Origin of the sequence: Flavobacterium sp. TSSA_36 (assembly GCF_051547165.1) — a bacterium.
Taxonomy (GTDB): Bacteria; Bacteroidota; Bacteroidia; order Flavobacteriales; family Flavobacteriaceae; genus Flavobacterium.
Map to the genome: position 1 here is coordinate 519,416 of NZ_JBPTTP010000003.1, position 15,615 is coordinate 535,030.

Annotated in this window: 14 protein-coding genes; 4 read left to right on the forward strand and 10 right to left on the reverse strand. The window is 36.2% G+C overall.

Annotation, left to right across the window (positions count from 1 at the left end):
• Positions 1–49 precede the first annotated feature (49 nt).
• From ACSVH7_RS08850 to dapF, 5 genes are all read right to left on the reverse strand, one after another.
• Positions 50–682 (reverse strand): peptidoglycan-binding protein LysM, encoded by a 633-nt coding sequence (locus ACSVH7_RS08850; RefSeq protein ID WP_438066349.1) that lies wholly within the window; start codon positions 680–682, stop codon positions 50–52.
• Positions 683–779: 97 nt separating this feature from the next.
• A complete protein-coding gene (locus ACSVH7_RS08855; RefSeq protein ID WP_438066410.1) occupies positions 780–1,658 on the reverse strand; it encodes a DUF2279 domain-containing protein in 879 nt (292 codons plus the stop codon).
• A 20-nt stretch (positions 1,659–1,678) separates the two neighbouring features.
• Positions 1,679–2,719, reverse strand: a complete 1,041-nt coding sequence (gene mltG, locus ACSVH7_RS08860; protein ID WP_438066350.1) for an endolytic transglycosylase MltG — start codon at positions 2,717–2,719, stop codon at positions 1,679–1,681.
• Between the two features lie 10 nt (positions 2,720–2,729).
• Entirely contained in the window at positions 2,730–3,266 is a 537-nt protein-coding gene (locus ACSVH7_RS08865) for a GNAT family N-acetyltransferase (RefSeq protein WP_438066351.1), read from the reverse strand.
• On the reverse strand, positions 3,266–4,048 hold the full coding sequence (gene dapF / locus ACSVH7_RS08870; protein WP_438066352.1) for a diaminopimelate epimerase: 783 nt from the start codon (positions 4,046–4,048) through the stop codon (positions 3,266–3,268). The genes ACSVH7_RS08865 and dapF overlap by 1 nt, the downstream gene beginning before the upstream one ends.
• A gap of 134 nt (positions 4,049–4,182) precedes the next feature.
• On the opposite strand from dapF, the gene ACSVH7_RS08875 reads away from it, so the two are divergent.
• The gene (locus ACSVH7_RS08875; RefSeq protein WP_438066353.1) at positions 4,183–5,583 is read left to right on the forward strand and encodes a Do family serine endopeptidase; all 1,401 of its coding nucleotides are present in this window, start codon (positions 4,183–4,185) and stop codon (positions 5,581–5,583) included.
• Between the two features lie 155 nt (positions 5,584–5,738).
• Positions 5,739–7,187, forward strand: a complete 1,449-nt coding sequence (locus ACSVH7_RS08880; RefSeq protein WP_438066354.1) for a glyceraldehyde-3-phosphate dehydrogenase — start codon at positions 5,739–5,741, stop codon at positions 7,185–7,187.
• Between the two features lie 263 nt (positions 7,188–7,450).
• Here the strand turns inward: ACSVH7_RS08880 and ACSVH7_RS08885 are convergent, their stop codons facing one another.
• Entirely contained in the window at positions 7,451–7,909 is a 459-nt protein-coding gene (locus ACSVH7_RS08885) for an Lrp/AsnC family transcriptional regulator (RefSeq protein WP_438066355.1), read from the reverse strand.
• A 199-nt stretch (positions 7,910–8,108) separates the two neighbouring features.
• Between ACSVH7_RS08885 and ald the strand changes: the two genes are divergently transcribed.
• Positions 8,109–9,239, forward strand: coding sequence for an alanine dehydrogenase (gene ald, locus ACSVH7_RS08890; RefSeq protein ID WP_438066356.1), 1,131 nt, complete (start codon positions 8,109–8,111; stop codon positions 9,237–9,239).
• 755 nt (positions 9,240–9,994) lie between these two features.
• Here the strand turns inward: ald and ACSVH7_RS08895 are convergent.
• The 4 genes from ACSVH7_RS08895 to ACSVH7_RS08910 form a co-directional block, all read right to left on the reverse strand.
• Positions 9,995–11,002: a 3-oxoacyl-ACP synthase III family protein gene (locus ACSVH7_RS08895; protein WP_438066357.1), complete on the reverse strand. Its 1,008-nt coding sequence runs from the start codon at positions 11,000–11,002 to the stop codon at positions 9,995–9,997.
• Between the two features lie 253 nt (positions 11,003–11,255).
• Positions 11,256–12,200, reverse strand: coding sequence for an ABC transporter ATP-binding protein (locus ACSVH7_RS08900; RefSeq protein WP_438066358.1), 945 nt, complete (start codon positions 12,198–12,200; stop codon positions 11,256–11,258).
• A 131-nt stretch (positions 12,201–12,331) separates the two neighbouring features.
• Positions 12,332–13,021, reverse strand: coding sequence for an OmpA family protein (locus ACSVH7_RS08905; protein WP_438066359.1), 690 nt, complete (start codon positions 13,019–13,021; stop codon positions 12,332–12,334).
• Positions 13,022–13,031: 10 nt separating this feature from the next.
• Positions 13,032–13,532 carry a hypothetical protein gene (locus tag ACSVH7_RS08910; RefSeq protein WP_438066360.1) on the reverse strand — a complete coding sequence of 167 codons (501 nt, stop codon included), beginning with the start codon at positions 13,530–13,532 and terminating at the stop codon, positions 13,032–13,034.
• A 184-nt stretch (positions 13,533–13,716) separates the two neighbouring features.
• Between ACSVH7_RS08910 and htpG the strand changes: the two genes are divergently transcribed.
• Positions 13,717–15,603: a molecular chaperone HtpG gene (htpG, locus tag ACSVH7_RS08915; RefSeq protein WP_438066361.1), complete on the forward strand. Its 1,887-nt coding sequence runs from the start codon at positions 13,717–13,719 to the stop codon at positions 15,601–15,603.
• Positions 15,604–15,615 lie beyond the last annotated feature (12 nt).

Here is a 15,615-nt window from a genome sequence, read left to right on the forward strand (position 1 = left end):
AAAAAAAAAGCTATGACCTGAATCATAGCTTTCTGTAAAATTGAAATAATTAAATGGAGTGTACTGTAGCATTAATGTCTGCTACAATATTCGAGGTGTCATAACCTCCAAATTTTTTTAGATAACTTCTTAGAGAAGTTCCATAAGCATCTTTGAAGAATCTTTTGCCATTGTATCTGAAAAATTTCTTAACCGAGCCTGCACCTGCTAAATGGGCTGCTGCCAATATACCGGACTCTGTAATCAAAATTCCATCAACAACACTTCCTTCGTGTTTTTCGATTACCGCTTCGAGAAGGTGTTTGTTTTTTGACAAAAGCGCTACAAATGCTTTTTCTTGTAATTCAGGGCTGTTTAGAAACTTTTTTGGACTTTTAACACCCACCGCTTTGAGTGTTTGTACTCCAAATTGATATTTACCTAAGTACCCTAGCGAGTTAACTTTTTTGTATTTACCTCGGGATTCTTTCTGAGCTACTGCTTCTTTGAAACCAATGAACTCATTTTTGGTAAAGGGAATGTCAAAAGTTAAAGAATCTTTTGAAGGAAAATCAGCAATTTTGATTTCCTTTTGCACCAATTGAACCTTGGGACTCAGGCTCTTTTTCTCTTTTTTAAAACTCAAGCTTGCATAGGTAACAATAGCTATCAAACTCAAGAAAAAATACCATTTCTTTATCATAAATTGATTTTCTTCACGCGCTGTCACCTTGTGAAATTACTGGCGCAAAGATACCACTAAAGAAAAAATCAATTGAAAATCAAGCTGTTAAAAAATGTTAAAAGTAAATTGAATGTGCTTTAAGCCCAATGGATGAGCTATATGACAAAGTTGGAGCAGGCACTTTCAAAGTGTTAAAAACGGAAAAAACAGTCTTTAAAAAGGAATTATTAGTCCGTATTTTCTGTAAATTAATATCAAGACTTAGGTAGAATTGTCGCTCTCGAGCATCGTTTGAATCCATTCCTTTCAACATGCCATCGGCGCCATAGCCCAAGGCGACATTCAACCATTTTGGCAATGAGGCATTGGAAAAAAAGGAATCCAAATTTACCGAAAGCCAATACGTTTGACCATTATAATCTTTGAGGAGCTGTTCTGAAAAACTACTTCCTAATTTATTGGGATTTTGACCAGCAAAGGCTGTTGTATGGAAAGAAAACTTAGGAGTAATACGTTGTTCTTTCCAAAGTAATTCTTGCGAGATATAGAGCCCAGTTCCTAAAGCATTGGCGATGATATCTCCTGAAGAAGCTCCCCACTCGGCTGAAAAACCATCCATAACCTCTACGGCAGAAAGGAAGACAAAACCCAAGGTGGCACCGTAAAGGAGTTGATCGCGCTTCTTAACACCGCTCCATTGCAGTGCTTCGGCACCAAAACGCCCTAAATGATAAGCAGAGTAAAAATGTCCGATTTTATCCATTTGCAACCACTCGGCATTGTCATTGATAAAATGAAAGTTGGATTTGGGATAATCTGCATACCAAAGTTGGTTCAGTCCCACCAAAGTAGCCCCGCCCAACACCGTTTCGGTAATGATAACAGCGTTTCTTCTTTGAATATTTAAAGAATCGGATGGGGTAAAAAAAGAGTTTGGAGCCTCTTGTGCAAAAAGCCCAAAAGTGCTCCAAAAAAAAAGTAGCAATCGAAACATAGTATTTCTAAAGGAGATAATTATCGTTTCACACCTTGATTGTTGATCCAATCTGAATACTTTTTGGCATTAATATTATGTTCTGGCAAGGTAGCAGCAAACTCATGGTAGCCAAAACGATCTACACTAGCACAAAAATAAATATAATTGTGTTTTTCAGGTGCCAAAACTGCTTCAAGTGCCGTAATATCAGGCATCGCGATGGGACCTGGAGGCAAACCAATATTTTTATAAGTATTGTAAGGAGAATTCAAAAACAAATCATTGTAAAACACGCGTTTGATGACTTGATTAAAATCATTGCTTTTCTTTTTCAAAGCAAAAATAACGGTAGGATCTGCTTGCAAAGGCATTTCTTGTTTCAAACGGTTTAAGTACACACCGGCAATTCGGGGTCTTTCGTCTTTTTTTACCGATTCTTTGTGAACGATAGAAGCTAAAATTGTAGCTGTAACAGGCGTTAATCCTTGTTGAGCGGCTTGTTGTATTCTTTTATCATTCCAAAAAGTGCGGTATTCTTTGATCATTTTATCACGGAATTTTTCGGCTGAAATATTCCAATATACTTCATAAGTATTGGCAATAAACATCACAAAAACATTATCTTCTGTAAAACCGTTTTCTTTAAGAAAAGTCGAATCTTTGAACGTTGTTAACAAAGACAAACTATCTGGCTCAATTTGGGAGCCTACACGACCTGCTAAGTTTTCAATGCGTTCTTGGTTATTGAAAGCTAATTTTACAGGATCATTGATTCGCATAGTTTTCACCAAATCATAGCTACTCATTCCTTTTTTGAGTAAAAATCGCCCTGACTTTACATTTTCTGGATAGCTCGTTTTACCTGCTACCAATTCAAAACGTTGCATGTCTTCAACATAAGGAGCAATGAGTTTTTTTACAGTCTCATACTCTGAACCTGTTGGCACGTAAACATATACTTCCTCATCACTAAATTTTGTATTGGCACTAAAGATTTGACGCATCAAAACAAAACCGTACACTAATAATACCGCAGCAATCACTACCGCTCCGATTGAAAGGATTTTTTTTAGGTTCAAAATAAAAATTTTAAAATTTATGATTAATTAATTGAAAAATAGCTTCGTCTTTGTAGGTTCCATTTACTAAAACCCAATCTTTCTTTACTCCGATTTTTTCGAAGCCAAATTTAGTAAAAAGAGCCACACTTGCCTTATTTTCGACACCAATATTTGCATAGAGTTGATGCAAATTCAAATCATAAAACGAAAAACGAATCAATAATTCAAGTGCTTCAGAACCAATTTGTTGATTTCTATTTCCTTCAGACTGAAGTACAATTCCAATTCCTGCTCTATTATTTTTGGGATCAAATTCAAACAAATCGATCAATCCAATGGCTGGAAAATCTTGATCTTTGCATATCGCTAAACGCAATTGCTTGGCTTCGTAGATGTCTTGTTGTGCATTTTCGAGATATTGTCGGATCAAAAATCTACTATAAGGCGTTTGCGTATTGCTCACTTCCCAGATGCTTTGGTCATTTTCCATGGCATACACAAATTCCAAATCGCTGGGCTCTAAAGCTCGTAAATAAATAGTCTTCCCTTGTAGCGTATTCCTCATTAAATTTGAATTTGACCTTTAAATACAAACTGAGCTGGACCTTTTAAGAACACATCGGTGTATTGATTTTCTAATTTCTCAAAGGATACCTCTAGTTGACCACCTTCTACATTTAAGCAAATTTTATTTGAGGTCGTAACCCCAGTGGCATGCATGGCAATTGCAACGGCTGTAACTCCTGTACCACAAGCCAAAGTCTCATCCTCCACCCCACGCTCATAAGTGCGAACCGCAAACGTATCTTCATTGATCTTTGATACAAAATTGACATTACTTCCTGCTTTGCCGTATAATCCTCCGTAACGAATAGCCGCTCCTTGTTCCTTAATATTATAATTTTTTAAATCTTCGACTATTTGAACATGATGTGGAGATCCAGTGTTTAAAAATACATATTCAGAGGTGAATTTAATTTCTGTGACATCAATCATTTGTAAAGAAACCAAACCATCAGGAGCAACGGTAGCATGGTGCAAACCATCAGTTGCCATAAAAGTGGTCTCGTTTTCAATTACCCGCAATTGTTTGGCAAAAGCCACTAAACATCGACCTCCATTTCCACACATCGAACTTTCGTTACCATCGGAATTGTAATAGACCATTTTGAAATCAGTATCCGTATCATTTTCTAACAAAATCAATCCGTCTGCTCCTACTCCAAATCGTCTGTCGCATAATTTTTCAATAAGTTCAGTGTTTTGTTTTGGAAAAAATAAAGATCGATTATCAATCATTACAAAGTCATTTCCAGTGCCTTGGTATTTATAAAATTCTAAAATCATGTATATTATTTTGAAATACAAAAATACAATTAATAATTATAGTTAAACACTGTTAAAGTACGTTAAACTCGTTTTTAGAAAATAATTTATGTACTAAATTTGTCTCTAAATAACTAATAAAACTACAATCTATTATGAAAAAAATCTCATCCTTATTACTAGTATCAGTCCTTAGTGGTGCCACTACCTTAGGTGGTTACAAACTTTTGTTTGATGACAACGGGTATTTTTCAAATAATAAAAAAGGTGTTGTAACTCTTGCTCAAGAAAATTACGGTCGAAATGTGGGACTTGCAGCAGAAGCAATAGATTTTACAGAAGCTGCTGAAAAAACTGTACACTCGGTAGTGCACGTAAAAAATGTATCCCGAAGAACGGTGAGCAACCCTATTTTGGAATATTTTTATGGTTACGGCGGCGGGCAACAACAAGAACAAGTAGGAACCGGTTCCGGAGTGATTATCTCTGAAGACGGGTACATCGTTACCAACAATCACGTGATTAAAGACGCTTCAGAAATTGAAATCACCCTCAATAACAAAAAAACCTACAAAGCAAAATTAATCGGTACCGACTCTAAAATGGATATCGCCTTGTTGAAAATTGCTGCCGATGAAAAATTGCCTTACACCATTTTTGCTAACTCAGATAACGTAAAAGTCGGAGAATGGGTTTTGGCTGTTGGTAATCCTTATAACTTAAACTCAACAGTAACTGCAGGGATTGTTTCTGCCAAAGCTAGAAACTTAGATGCACGAGGCATTCAATCCTTTATTCAAACGGATGCCGCGGTAAACCCAGGAAACTCAGGTGGTGCGTTGGTAAATGCTAGAGGAGAATTAATCGGAATCAACACCATGATTTCTTCTCCAACGGGAAGTTATGCTGGATATTCTTTTGCGGTACCTTCTAATAACGCTAGAAAAATCATTGAAGATTTAATGGAATTTGGGAACGTACAACGTGGGATTTTGGGAGTTGAAGGCGGTGAATTAAATAGTACCGCTTCTAAAGAATTAGGCGTAAAAGAAACACAAGGTTTTTACATCAATAAAGTAAGTAAAAATTCAGGTGCTGAAAAATCAGGATTACAAAAAGGAGATATTATCATAAAAATTGACAATCAAACCATTTCGACTTTTGCAGATTTATCCGGATACATAAATACCAAACGCCCAAATGACAAAGTGGTGGTCAGCTATATTCGTGAAGGCAAAAATAAAACCACCACAGTAACCTTAAGTAAAAACGAATATTTCAGTTCTGAATTCAAAGGTATTGAAGTTGAAAATATTGACGCTGCCGACAAAAAGAAATTCAAAATTGATTATGGGGTAAAAATCAAAGCCATTACTAACGAGCGTTACCTTCAATATGCCGAAGAATTACAAGGCAATATCATTTTGAGCATCGATAATGTGAAAGCTACCAATGTAGAAACAGTTTCTTCAATTATGAAAAACAAATCCGAACAACAAAGTGTTCGTATAGAAATGATCAACCGAAATGGTGAAATTTTCAGAATAATCATTTAAATAAAACAACACAACACCAATAGCCATCTTGTTTTATAACAGGGTGGCTATTTTTTTTATAAAAAAATCACAAAACAGCTTACGAAATCGATTGAAATAGGGTACTTTTGCGGAAAATTTAAAAAACACAACTTTATTTTTTACAAAATTCATTCATGAGTACAACACATTTATACGAAAAAGAAGTAAACATTCAAACCGAAAGAAGACGTTCGGGTGTAGAATTAATCAAAATTATTAGCGATTTATGGTATGATAAATCCATTGAATTGGTTTTATTCAGAAACCATTTGATTGACAGAAATGTGAGCGAAATTCTCAACTTGCACGAATACGCAGGGGAATTTGTTGGGAAACCCATTTCAATTTCTGATTCTGTAGAAATCGCAAGTGTCATTCTTTCTTTAGATTTACCTCCTTCTAAATTAGATATCGGAAAATTGACTTACGAATACGGTCTTTTGGACGAAAAATATCCAGATGCGAGACATTTCGTTATTGACAAATTAAAAGAAGCCAAATTCACCGAAGAAATCCAACCTAAAGATGTGGTTTTGTATGGTTTTGGTCGCATTGGCCGTTTATTGGCACGCGAGTTAATGTCTAAAACTGGAAAAGGAAATCAAATGCGTTTGAGAGCCATCGTTACTCGTGATAAAAACGATGCCACTAGCTTAGAAAAAAGAGCTTCATTATTGCGTTACGATTCTATTCATGGCGATTTTAATGGTTCTGTTATTGCCGATCCAGCGAACAATGCTTTGATCATCAATGGGACTACTGTTCACATGATTACTGCCAACACTCCAGAAGAAATTGATTATACGGCTTACCATATTCACAATGCTTTAGTAATCGACAATACCGGAGCATTCACCACTCAAGAAGCTTTGAGTCGTCACTTAACTTCAAAAGGAACCGATAAAGTATTACTCACGGCTCCTGGAAAAGGCATACCAAATATTGTACATGGTGTAAACCAAAACGAATACAATCCAGACGAAGTGTCTATTTTCTCTGCGGCTTCTTGTACCACCAATGCCATTACTCCTATTCTGAAAGCGATTGAAGATACTTTAGGAGTAGTTAAAGGACATTTAGAAACCATTCATGCCTACACCAACGATCAGAATTTAGTTGATAATATGCATAATAAATACCGTCGTGGTAGAGCTGCTGCCTTAAATATGGTCATTACCGAAACCGGTGCCGGAAGCGCTGTTGCCAAAGCCTTACCCTCACTAGAAGGAAAACTAACTTCGAATGCGATTCGCGTTCCCGTTCCAAATGGTTCTTTGGTAGTTTTGAACTTAGAAGTGGAATCTAAAACTTCTGTGAATGAGATCAACGAAATCATTAAGAAATATGCGCTAGAGGGCGAATTGGTTGAACAAATCAAGTATTCATTAAACAACGAATTGGTTTCTTCAGATATTGTGGGAACGACAGCTCCTTCCATCTATGATAGCAACGCGACTATTGTTTCTAAAGACGGAAAAAATATAGTATTGTACATTTGGTACGACAACGAATACGGCTACAGCCATCAAGTCATTCGTTTGGCCAAATACATTTCTAAAGTAAGACGTTATACTTACTATTAGTAGATAGTATTCATACTAATCCGTTGATTAAAATCAAACAATAAAAGAATTTAACCACATAGAAGATAATAGATTGTAATGAACATAAAAGAATGAATAGAAATAGCACTATTTTACACATAGTATAGCTATGTGAATAGTAAAACGTCTATTGTTCTCTTTTAAAAACTAAAACGCTATGATTCTCCTATGTGGTAAAAAAAAAACGGATAATGTTAATTATAATTCAACAAACCATCAAGAGGCAACTTTTGATGGTTTTTTTATAATGGAATCATCGTCGTACTTTTCACTTCAGAGATCACAAAAAAGCTATTAATTAAGGTAACCTCAGGCAACACCGATAATTTCTTCTGATGAAAATGATGGTAACTTTCCATATCAGGCAACACCACTTTGAGCAAATAATCAAAACTCCCCGAAATAAAATTACATTCCACAACCTCGGGCAAATTCCGAATCGCTTCATTAAATGCCTCCGAAATGTCAAAAGTTTGTTTCACTAACGTCACTTGACAATAGACCGTTAAGTGTTTTCCTAATTTTTTTTTGTTCAAAATCGAAACATACTTCTCTATAATTCCTTCTTTTTCAAGACGTTTCACTCTATCATGCACTGGAGTTAAAGACAAATTAATCTGATTCGCAATGTCTTTTAACGTCAAATGCGCGTTCGCTTGCAAAAGTCGTAAGATTTTTTTGTCGGTTTCATCGATAGTCATACCCTAGTTTTTATTTAGAAATCGGATTTTAAGATAAATTTTCTTTTACAACAGCAAAAAACGTTTTCGTAAAGAAATATTTAATGCAAAATTAACGAATAAAACTAATATTTTCTTATTTAATGATTTAAAGAACAAATATTTTCTTTTTGAATTACTTTTATCCCGTCAAATAAAACCACTTTTAAAACTGAATCTTATGATAATCGGAGTTCCAAAAGAAATCAAAAATAACGAAAACCGTGTAGCATTAACTCCTGCAGGGGCAGCCGAATTCAAAAAACAAGGGCACACTGTATATGTACAAACCAATGCTGGTAGCAACAGTGGTTTTGGGGATCAATCTTATATAGATGCAGGAGCATCCATTCTTCCAACTATCGAAGCAGTGTATGACATTGCCGAAATGATCATTAAAGTAAAAGAGCCAATCGCTTCTGAATATCCTTTGATTAAAAAAGACCAATTATTATTCACGTATTTCCACTTTGCTTCTTCTGAGCCATTAACACACGCCATGTTAGAGCGTGGAGCCGTTTGTTTGGCTTACGAAACCGTAGAAAAAGCAGATCGTAGTTTGCCTTTATTGGTACCAATGTCTGAAGTAGCGGGACGTATGTCTATCCAAGAAGGAGCTAAATATTTAGAAAAACCAATGAAAGGAAAAGGAATCCTTTTAGGTGGTGTACCAGGTGTTCCTCCAGCAAACGTAGTCGTTTTAGGGGGTGGAATCGTAGGAACACAAGCCGCTAGAATGGCCGCTGGTTTCGGAGCTAAAGTAACCATTATGGACGTAAGCTTACCACGTTTGAGATATTTATCTGATGTAATGCCAGCCAACGTAGTAACTCAAATGTCAAATCATTACAACATTTGCGAAGCGATCAAAACTGCCGATTTAGTAATTGGTGGAGTGTTGATTCCTGGAGCCAAAGCGCCTCACTTGATCACTCGCGATATGCTAAAATTAATGAGTCCTGGAACCGTTGTTGTTGACGTAGCTGTAGACCAAGGAGGTTGTATCGAAACTTGTAAACCAACGACTCACGAAGACCCAACGTTTATCATCGATGATATTGTTCACTATTGCGTGGCCAACATGCCAGGTGCGGTGCCTTACACTTCAACTCTAGCGTTGACCAATGCGACTTTGCCATACGCGATTCAATTGGCCAACAAAGGATGGAGAAAAGCCTGCGAAGAAAACAAAGAATTAAAATTAGGATTGAACGTAGCCAACGGAAAAGTAGTTTACCGTGGTGTTGCCGAAGCTTGGGATTTACCGTTACACGAAGTAGAAAGCGTTCTAGCCGAAGAAGCTGTTTGCTAATTCCATCTAACAACATTTTGATTAAAACATATAAGTCACCTAAGTTTTAGTTTAAATAGATAAAGTAAAATAGTCAGTTCATTGAAGTAGTTTAAGACCAATTTACAAAACCCTTGTAACTTATATTGTCTTTAACCATCTGCACAAACAAGCTACTTCACACAGCTTAAATGACTTATATATTTAAAAAAAATGTTTAACATACAAAATCCGTCTCGTTGCAAAACCAGACGGATTTTTTTATGCTTGTATTTTGGAGCGGAAAGAATAGGCACTTTTGTGAGCATCGTCCTGCTCTCCGCTCTATCTTTGCTTTTTTAAAGAAAAAAAGCAAAGGATGCCGCTGCGATCAGGGCTATAAGCTGAGAAATTACCTTTTTGCAAACATGGACAAAAAAAATTAGATTCCTTCTCAATCAATTCAAAACCCAGGCTGTAATTGCGCTTGGGACGAAAAAGAAAAAAGAATAAAAACGACTACAATACTAGAAAGACAAATACTTGATTTTGTATTGAAAGTTAGATAAAAGGATTATTATAAATTAGGTAAACTTATTTTAGGACGGGACATCGTTAAATTAAGTGTTTTTTTGTCATTCTGAGGAACGAAGAATCACATAATGCATGCAGTTGGTGTGATTCCTCCTCTGTCGGAATGACAAAAATGAAAAGTCTATTTCCTAAACTTATTTATATTTAAAAAAAAAGGCCTAGAATTCGCATTCTAGACCTTTACTATCTTACAAAAAATCAATTTACCACTTGATAATCGCACTCGCCCAAGTAAAACCGCTACCAAAAGCTGCAAGTACTACAGTGTCGCCGGACTTAATTTTTCCTTGTTCCCAAGCTTCAGTTAAAGCGATTGGAATAGAAGCTGCAGTTGTATTTCCGTATTTCTGGATATTATTAAAAACTTGATCGTCTGACAATTTGAATTTGTTTTGAATGAATTGCGAGATTCTCAAATTCGCTTGATGTGGAATCAACATATCAATATCTGAAACTTCTAGATTGTTGGCTTGCAATCCTTCGTTGATTACTTCCGCAAAACGAACCACAGCGTTTTTGAACACAAATTGTCCGTTCATGTGAGGAAAATAACTTTCGTCATTCGGATCGTTATCAGCCAAAATATCATTTACCCAACGGCCACCCATTCCAGGTGCAATAAGCGATAATTCCTCGGCATGTTGTCCTTCGGAATGTAAGTGCGTAGATAAAATCCCCTTGGTGAGATCTTCTTCTCTAGACAATACAGCTGCCCCTGCTCCATCGCCAAAAATAACAGAAACGCCTCTACCACGAGTGGTCATGTCTAAACCAGAAGAATGTACTTCGGAACCAATGACCAATACATTTTTATACATTCCCGTTTTGATGTATTGATCGGCTACTGACAATCCATACACAAAACCCGAACATTGATTACGAATATCAATAGCACCGACAGTTTTTAGTCCTAAGTCTCGCTGTACCAAAACACCTGGACCTGGAAAATAATAATCGGGACTTAGCGTTGCGAAAACAACAAAATCAATATCTTCTTTGGCAATACCCGCGCGCTCAATTGCAATTTTGGCTGCTTTTACACCCATCGTCGTGGTGGTGTCTTCCCCTTTTATGATGTGTCTACGCTCCTTAATTCCAGTGCGCTCCTGAATCCATTCATCATTGGTCTCCATTACTTTGGATAAATCATCATTAGTTACCACATTCGAAGGAACATAAAATCCTAATCCTGCTATTTTTGAGTGATACATACGTACTAATTTTATATTAAATTTTGATTGGCAAAATTAAACATCTTTTAAAAAGACAGCCCACAATTTACTCATTTTTTTGATATATTCATTTTTAACTAAAAAAAACAAATCAATTTCTTCTTTGGCATCTCTCTTTTGTAGTAAAAAAAAAGATTCACAGCTTTCTTTGAAACGATTGCTGGTCGTGAGAATCTTTTTAGCGGTAAACCAAAACAGTTAATAAAATATAATGATCCTAAAAAAGAGAAGCTTACAATATTTTCAAAAATACTTCTTGATTGACCTCCAAAGCGGATTCGTGTTCAAAGAAAATAGCTTTCCGGTCAAAAGCCGCTTTGACTAAGTAACGACTACCTTTGAAGTACGATTGCTTTACCACGGCGCGCATGGTCCCCACAGCAGATACCTTCAATTGATGTGGATACAACAATACTATCTCATCATCGCCATCAATCGGCATGAGTTGCGACAAACGCAATTCATTGACTTCTCCAAACAAAGAAGCTACGTATTTATTAATCGGATATTGATACACCTCCAAAGAGGGTGCTTTTTCCACAATTCGACCTTGTTGTAACACTATGGTTTCATCCGAAAAAGACAAAGCATCGGTACTATCATGAGTCGCAATGATACAGGTGATTCCTTTTTTCTTCAAATAGGCAAACAAGTTTCTGCGTAGGGCATTTTTCCTAAAATTATCAATATGACTAAAAGGTTCATCTAACAGCAAAACCTGTGGCTCAACCGCTAAAACTTTGGCTAAAGCGACTCGTTGCTGTTGTCCTCCACTCAAATCTTTAGCGCGAACTTTAGCATATTCCGTCATTTCCACCATTTCAAGCAGTTCTTGAATACGTAATTTTTTTAAAGGTAAAAATCCATTAGACAAAAATTTACCTACATTTTCTGCTACCGTTTCAAAAGGCATCAAATCAAAATCTTGAGCCAAATATTTCATGAAGGGCATACCGGGCACCAAGTTGTATTTGGGACCTAAAACTCGGGTTTGGTTAAAGAAAATTTTTCCTTCCTGTAAATCATATATCCCATAAATAAGTTTCAGCAAGGTACTTTTACCACACCCACTTTCTCCAATCAGCGCAATATTTTGCCCTTTTTCTACGGTAAAATCTACATTTTGAATGATCGCTTTATCAGTATAAGCGAAGGAAATATTTTGAACTTCGAGCATTAGTTATGATTTCAATTTAAAAAAAACAAAGATAGTGGCTTTGCAAAAAATAAGCCGTTGAAAAATACATTTTATCCAAAAAAAAGCTGCTACGATTGGTAACAGCTTTAAAATAATAACCAAACAAGAATTTATTTTCCGTTTTTAGTATCTTGAATCATTTTGTCATTGGCGGTGATCGCAAACTCCACTCTACGATTTTGAGCTTTTCCTTCGGGAGTATCGTTAGTTGCAATTGGATCAGCAATTCCAAATCCAGAAGTTTTAAAACGACTAGCCACCAATCCTTTTCCAATTAAATAATTTTTAACGGATTCCGCTCTTTTTTCAGAAAGCGTCAAATTGTATTCCGGTTTACCTGAGCTGTCAGTATAACCAAAAATTTGAATGTTAGTATCTCCATATTCTTGAAAAACTGGAATCAATTTATCCAAATTCGCTTGAGCTTGTGGCGTCAAACTTGATTTATTGGTATCAAATCGGACTGCATTTTCATTCAACGTCAAATGAATTCCTTCGCCTACACGTTGCACATCTGCCCCAGGTAAAGCCTGAGAAATTTCTCGAGCTTGCTTATCCATCTTATTTCCAATCAAAGCTCCAGTTCCTCCACCAACAGCAGCTCCAATGGCGGCTCCAAGAGCGGCATTGCCACCTTTACCTAGATTATTCCCAAGAATCCCTCCTATCAACGCACCCGCTGCTACACCAATACCAGCTCCTTTTTGGGTATTGTTTGCATTTTTGACAGAATTACAAGAAGTGAATAAACTGCTTCCTAAGAAAACAGTTAACAAAGCGAGTATACTAATCTTTTTCATAATAAAAATATTAATTGGTTTTAGTGAAATAATAAACGATATCTTTTTGCTGACCTGCAACATCTATTTTGTCAATCAATTCAAACGTAGTTTCGGTTGCATTAGCGATACGCAAAATATACCCCGCTTGCACTGTTTTAGACTTCACGCCTGCTTCTACAATTTTCAAAACAAACATCCCTTCTCTGTTAATACTCCAAACAATAGGAGAACCAAAAGCAGGACAACCAGGAGCAGTAAGTTCCATATTCCCTTTGTTGTTGTTCGAAATAAAACTCCAAGTACTTCCAATAAAACACTTGGAATCAGCAATATTAAACGAATTTACCTTAAAAAAATCGGAACCTGGATAAGCTACATCCGTAATTTGCCAATTTCCTTTTATGACTACTTGTGCTTTTTTATCCAATTTTGTCTCCGCAACGGGAACAGTTGGAGCTACAGCCGGGGCACTTGATTTACACGCAAAAAGCAAAAACATAAAACTGCCCATTAAAATACACTTTCTCATAGGTTTAACTAATTTAAAATTAATAGATTAACAAATATACAACTCAAAAAAATAGCTTTAACCCGAATACCTCTATTTTTTTCTAAAAATATATAGTTTACGACATTTTGTCATTTTTAATGCAAATGGTATTCTATTTGAACAGAGGAAAACATCAAATTAAACTTAAAACCATAGTACAATTATGACAACAGGTAAAATTAATGTTTCGGTTGAAAACATCTTTCCTCTAATCAAAAAGTTTTTATACAGTGACCACGAAATTTTCTTACGTGAGCTGATTTCAAATGGAACAGATGCTACTTTAAAATTAAAACACTTAACTAGCATTGGAGAAGCTAAGGTTGAATATGGCCACCCTATCATCGAAATTAAAGTCGACAAAGATGCGAAAAAAATCCATATTATCGATCAAGGTTTAGGGATGACTGCAGATGAAGTAGAAAAATACATCAACCAAGTTGCTTTTTCAGGTGCCGAGGAATTTCTTGACAAATATAAAGATTCGGCTAAAGACTCCGGAATTATTGGACACTTCGGATTAGGATTTTACTCCGCTTTTATGGTGGCTGAAAAAGTAGAAATCTTTACTAAATCGTACAAAGACGAGCCAGCAGCGCACTGGACTTGTGATGGTAGCCCTGAATTTTCATTAGAACCTTGTGACAAAACCGACCGCGGTACTGAAATCGTGTTGCACGTAGCCGAAGATTCTTTAGAATTTTTGGAAGAAAGCAAAATCAGAGAGTTGTTGAACAAATACAACAAGTTCATGCCGATTCCAATTAAATTTGGAACCAAAACTGAAACACTTCCTAAACCAGAAGATGCTCAAGAAGACTATACAGCAGAAACTATTGAAGTTGACAACATCATCAACAACCCAAATCCAGCTTGGACCAAACAACCCGTTGATTTAAAAGATGAAGATTACAAAAACTTCTATCGTGAATTGTACCCAATGCAGTTTGAAGAGCCGTTGTTTCATATTCACTTAAATGTTGACTATCCTTTCAACTTAACTGGAATCTTGTATTTCCCAAAATTAGGGGCTGATTTACAAATCCAAAAAGATAAAATTCAATTGTTCCAAAACCAAGTTTACGTAACCGATAACGTAGAAGGTATTGTTCCAGAATTCTTGATGATGCTTCGCGGAGTAGTAGATTCTCCAGACATTCCGTTGAACGTTTCGCGTTCTGGTTTGCAAGCCGACGGTGCCGTGAAGAAAATTTCAAACTACATCACTCGTAAAGTTGCGGATAAGTTGAAATCATTGTTCAACGAAAACAGAGCTGATTTTGAAACCAAATGGAATGACATCAAAATTGTATTAGAGTACGGAATGCTTTCTGAAGACAAATTCTATGAAAAAGCAGGAGCTTTCGTATTGTATCCAACAGTAGATGATAAATATTTCACCCTTGAGGAATTGAAAGAAGCCATCAAAGAAAACCAAACGGACAAAGAGGGTAAAACGGTGGTTTTATACGCCGGTAACAAAGAAGCACAACACTCTTACATTGAAATTGCCAAAGAAAAAGGGTATGAAGTATTGTTGTTAGATTCTCCAATCATTCCTCATTTGATTCAAAAATTAGAATCAGACAACAGCGGATTAACCTTTGTTCGTGTTGACTCTGACCACATTGACAACTTGATCAAAAAAGAAGAAACGGCTATTTCTAAACTTTCCACTGAAGAGCAAGAAAGCTTGAAAACAGTAGTAGAAACTATCGTTCCAAAACAGACTTATACAGTACAATTAGAAGCAATGGATAGTAGCGCTGCACCATTCATCATCACACAACCCGAATTCATGCGTCGTATGAAAGAAATGAGTCAAACCGGGGGTGGCGGAATGTTTGGAATGGGTAATTTCCCTGAAATGTACAACTTAGTAGTGAATACCAATTCAGATTTGGCTAGCAGTATTTTGAACAATCAAGATAAGGCCGTTCAAGAAAACTTGGTAAAACAAGCATTGGATTTAGCTAAATTGTCACAAAACTTACTAAAAGGAGAAGCCTTGACCGCTTTTGTAAAAAGAAGCTTTGAACTGATTAAATAATTCTATTGCTTC

Bases quoted from the DNA above. Each gene is read 5' to 3' on its own strand.
- ACSVH7_RS08850 (WP_438066349.1), bottom strand. From the start codon at position 682: ATGATAAAGAAATGGTATTTTTTCTTGAGTTTGATAGCTATTGTTACC.
- ACSVH7_RS08855 (WP_438066410.1), bottom strand. From the start codon at position 1,658: ATGTTTCGATTGCTACTTTTTTTTTGGAGCACTTTTGGGCTTTTTGCA.
- ACSVH7_RS08865 (WP_438066351.1), bottom strand. From the start codon at position 3,266: ATGAGGAATACGCTACAAGGGAAGACTATTTATTTACGAGCTTTAGAG.
- dapF (WP_438066352.1), bottom strand. From the start codon at position 4,048: ATGATTTTAGAATTTTATAAATACCAAGGCACTGGAAATGACTTTGTA.
- ACSVH7_RS08875 (WP_438066353.1), top strand. From the start codon at position 4,183: ATGAAAAAAATCTCATCCTTATTACTAGTATCAGTCCTTAGTGGTGCC.
- ACSVH7_RS08880 (WP_438066354.1), top strand. From the start codon at position 5,739: ATGAGTACAACACATTTATACGAAAAAGAAGTAAACATTCAAACCGAA.
- ACSVH7_RS08885 (WP_438066355.1), bottom strand. From the start codon at position 7,909: ATGACTATCGATGAAACCGACAAAAAAATCTTACGACTTTTGCAAGCG.
- ald (WP_438066356.1), top strand. From the start codon at position 8,109: ATGATAATCGGAGTTCCAAAAGAAATCAAAAATAACGAAAACCGTGTA.
- ACSVH7_RS08895 (WP_438066357.1), bottom strand. From the start codon at position 11,002: ATGTATCACTCAAAAATAGCAGGATTAGGATTTTATGTTCCTTCGAAT.
- ACSVH7_RS08900 (WP_438066358.1), bottom strand. From the start codon at position 12,200: ATGCTCGAAGTTCAAAATATTTCCTTCGCTTATACTGATAAAGCGATC.
- ACSVH7_RS08905 (WP_438066359.1), bottom strand. From the start codon at position 13,021: ATGAAAAAGATTAGTATACTCGCTTTGTTAACTGTTTTCTTAGGAAGC.
- ACSVH7_RS08910 (WP_438066360.1), bottom strand. From the start codon at position 13,532: ATGAGAAAGTGTATTTTAATGGGCAGTTTTATGTTTTTGCTTTTTGCG.
- htpG (WP_438066361.1), top strand. From the start codon at position 13,717: ATGACAACAGGTAAAATTAATGTTTCGGTTGAAAACATCTTTCCTCTA.